Origin of the sequence: Denitromonas iodatirespirans (genome assembly GCF_018524365.1) — a bacterium.
Lineage (GTDB): Bacteria > Pseudomonadota > Gammaproteobacteria > Burkholderiales > Rhodocyclaceae > Nitrogeniibacter > Nitrogeniibacter iodatirespirans.
In genome coordinates this window covers 1-4,155 of sequence record NZ_JAEKFT010000069.1, presented here as the reverse complement: position 1 = coordinate 4,155, position 4,155 = coordinate 1, and the positions used below count along the sequence as shown (strand labels likewise).

1 protein-coding gene is annotated in these 4,155 nt (G+C 62.8%); it reads right to left on the bottom strand.

From position 1 onward, the window contains the following. Positions 1-4,155 (bottom strand): non-ribosomal peptide synthetase (locus I8J34_RS23805; protein WP_214364124.1); only part of this gene is annotated, 4,155 nt, incomplete at both ends.

Sequence of the window (4,155 nt, the reverse complement as noted above, 5' to 3'; positions counted from 1 at the left end):
GGCTGGCCCGTCGAGCCGGAGGTGTAGATCACGTAGGCAAGGTGGCGCGACGTTAGCGACGGGACGAAGGGGTTGCTGTCAGCCTGCTCGGCCCAGTCGGGCGCATCGCCTTCGAGGTCGATGATTCGCACTGCTCCGCTATAACGCGCAGCACCAATGCTCAAGGCAGCTTCTACGGACGCGCCCACTCGCGCTCGAGTCAGCACGACGCTCGGCTTGCTGTCTTCGAGGATGTAGCCGAGCCGCTCGACCGGATAACTGGGATCAAGCGGCACATAAGCACCGCCGGCCTTGAAGATCGCCAGCAAGGCAACCACCATGTCCGCGCTACGATCCATGCACAGACCCACACGCTGTCCCGGCGCAACACCCAGATCGATCAGGTAGTTCGCGAGGCGGTTTGCTCGTGCGTTCAGAGACCGGTAGCTCAACTGAGCCATTCCGTCGGTCACTGCAATGGAGTCAGAGCCTCCGGAAATCCTCTCTTCAAACAGGTGGTGGATACAACGCGTTGCCGGATAGGCCTTTTGCGTCGCATTCCGCGCATAGATTTGATCCTGGAATTCACGCTCGGAAAGTATTGCGAGCCGGCTGAGCGCAGTCTCTCCGGGTGCCGCGATCATGCTTCGCAGCAAGCACAGCCAATGGGCGGTAAAGCGATCGACCGTCTCGCGGTCATAGAGTGCAATCGCATAGTCGATGCCGCCGGCGATCCGGTTGTCAACTGGACCAAGGGTGAGGGTCAGGTCGAACTGGGCGGTTGTGTGCGGCACATCGATGTAACTCAACTGCAGCTCGGGTAGATCCAGGTCGCCTTCCGGCATGTTTTGCCAGGCAAACATGATCTGAAACAGCGGAGGATGGGCGGTGCTGCGTTCAGGCTTGATCACTTCAACCACCTGCTCGAAGGGCAGATCCTGATGTGCCTGGGCGTCCAGCACCTGTCGCTTCGTCTGTGCGAGCAAGGACTCGACGCTCGGCGCGCCGTTCAGGTCGATCCTGAGAGCCAAGGTATTGACGAAGAAGCCGATCAAACGCTCGACCTCGACACGATTCCGGCCGGCCACCGGCGAGCCGATCACAATGTCCGTTTCACCCGACAAACGACCGAGCACGGCAGCCCAACTTGCCAACAGCGTCATGAACACCGTCACGCCATGTTTCTGACTGAAACGGTCGATCTGAGCGCTGAACTCGTGATCCAAACTCAGCGGAATGTAGCCACCGCGATAGTCCTGGCGTGCCGGTCGAGGACGGTCTGTTGGCAGCTCCAACAAGGTCGGCACGCCAGACAGCGTTTTCTTCCAGAAGTTGGCTTGGCGTGCGGATTCGCCTGCCTTGAGCCACTTGCGTTGCCAGAGCGAGTAGTCCGCATACTGAATCGTCATCGGTTCGAGCGGGTCTGGCTGACCGACGGAAAATGCACCATAGAGACGGCTCAACTCATCGAGTAGCAAGCCAATCGACCAACCATCACCGGCAATGTGATGCAAAGTCACCTGGAGGATATGCTCGTCGTCGGACAGCTGTACAAGCAAGACCCGTATCGGCCACTCCGATTCCAGGACAAAGGGACGCTCGTTCACCGACGCACTCAGCTGCTCCAATTGCGTGGCGGCATCGGCTCGCGATCGCAGATCCACGTGCTCGATATCGATGTCGCCTTCGGGGTCGATGATCTGCACCGCCTCGTCGCCAACCACTTGGTACCGCGTGCGAAGCGTCTCATGACGCGCAACGATCCTGCTCAATGCTCGGCGCAAGACATCGATATCCAGCGCCCCGCTCAATAGCACGCCGCCGCCGATGTGGTAGGCCTCGGAGGCGCCGTCCATGCGCGTGAGGAACCACATGCGTTGCTGGGTGAGCGACAGCGGTAGCGGCCGGTTGCGCTCGGCGATGGCGATGGCGCTCAATTGGCTGTGTTCGCCTTGGGCGATGCGCTCGGCCAGGGCCATCAGTTGCGGATGGGCGAACAGCTCGTTGAGGGGGATTTCGACGTCGAGGTGGGTGCGCAGGCGCGAGACGAGCTGCACCGCCATGAGCGAGTGCCCGCCCAGTTCGAAGAAGTTGTCTTGTCGGCCGACTTGTTCGACGCCGAGCAGCTCGCGCCATAGCTGGGCGAGTGTCTCTTCGACCTCGCCTTGCGGCGCTTCATAGGCGCGCTTGACATAGGCCGCCTCGTCCGGTGCCGGCAGCGCCTTGCGGTCGAGTTTGCCGTTGGGGGTCAGCGGGAAGGCGTCCAGGCGTACGTAGGCGCTGGGTACCATGTAGCCGGGCAGTCGCTGTTGGGCGAAGCTTCTGATCGCTTCGGCCTCGAGTTCGCCCTCTCCCGTGGTGTAGGCGATCAGTTGCTTGGTGCCGTCCTGCTCGCGGGCGACGACCACCGCTTCGCTGATCTTTTCGTGTTGCGCAAGCTTCGCTTCGATCTCGCCCAATTCGATCCGAAAGCCGCGGATCTTGACCTGGAAGTCGTTGCGGCCCAGGTATTCGATGGTGCCGTCGGGCAGCCACCGGCCCAGGTCGCCGCTCTTGTACATGCGCCCGCCTTCGACGAAGGGGTCGGCCAGGAAGCGCTCGGCGGTGAGTTCGGCTTGGTTGAGGTAGCCGCGCGCGACCTGAACGCCGCCAATGAACAATTCGCCGGCGACGCCCATGGGCACCGGTTCGCCGTAGGCGTCGAGGATGTACATGCGCGTGTTGGCAATTGGTGCGCCAATGGAGACGCTCTGGCCGGCGTCGCCTGGCTTGCATGCCCAGGCGGTCACGTCGATGGCCGCTTCGGTCGGACCGTACAGATTGTGCAGTTCGACGCCGGGGTAGCGCTGGTGGAAGCGTTTGACCAGGGCGCTCGGCAAGGCTTCACCACTGCACATGACGCGCTTGAGCGCGCAGCCCTCAAGCGCGCTGATGTGTTCGACGAACACTTGCAGCATCGAGGGGACGAAGTGCAGTGTCGTCACTTGCGTGCGACGCATCTGGTCGAGCAGGTAGTGCGGGTCCTTGTGCCCGTCGGGGCGGGCCATCACCAGGGAGGCTCCCGCGAGTAGCGGCCAGAAGAATTCCCACACCGACACGTCGAAGCTGAACGGGGTCTTTTGCAGCACGACGTCGTCGCTGGTCAGCCCGTAGGCTTCTTGCATCCACACCAGGCGGTTGACCACCCCTCGGTGTTCGTTCATGACGCCTTTCGGACGCCCGGTTGAGCCGGAGGTGTAGATCACGTAGGCGAGGTGCCGGTCGTTGAGTCCGAGGCGCTCGCGCTGGGGGTTGTCGGTCGGGTGCTGTTGCCAGGCGTCGGTCTCATCCAGATGGACGAAGGGGGCGGCACACGTTTGGGTGGCGGCGAGTGCGTTGAGCACGTCAGTGCCGGTGGCATCGAGCAGCACCACGGCCGGTTTGCAGTCGTCGAGCATGTCGGAGAGCCGCTCGATCGGGTAGGCAGGGTCGAGCGGGACATAGGCGCCACCGGCCTTGAGAATGGCCATGAGGCTCACGACCATCTCGATACTGCGCTCGAGGCATACGGCGACGCGCTGATCCGGCCCGACGCCCAGCGCGATCAGGTGATGGGCCAGCTGGTTGGCGCGCTCGTTGAGCTCGGCGTAGCTCAGGCGCTGCGCCTCGAAGATCAGCGCGACATCCTCGGGTTGATGGCGCACACGGGCTTCGAACAGTTCGTGGATGCACACGTCGTTCGGGTAGTCGTCGCGGGCGGTGTCGTTGAGCGCTTCGAGCACGTGTTCGCGTTCGATCGCGTCGATGATCCGCAGCTGCCCGACTTGGCTGTCGGCCGGTGCGTCCGCCATCGCTTCGAGCAGGCGCTGCCAGTAACCGATGAAGCGCTCGACCGTGCTCGTATTGAACAGGGCCGTGGCGTATTCGAGCGAGCCGACTATGCCCTCCTGCGTCGGTTGCAGGGTGAGCGTGAGGTCGAATTGGGCGGTGCGATGCTCGGTCTCCAGCGCACTGAGTTCCAGACCGCTCAAGCTCAATTCGCCATCCGGCGTGTTCTGCCAGGCGAGCATGGCCTGGAACAGCGGGGTGTGCGACAGGCTTCTGTCGGGCTTGACGATGTCGACCACTTGTTCGAAGGGCAGGTCCTGGTGCGCCTGGGCCGACACCACGGTGTCCTTGGCCTGCGCCAGCAGCTGC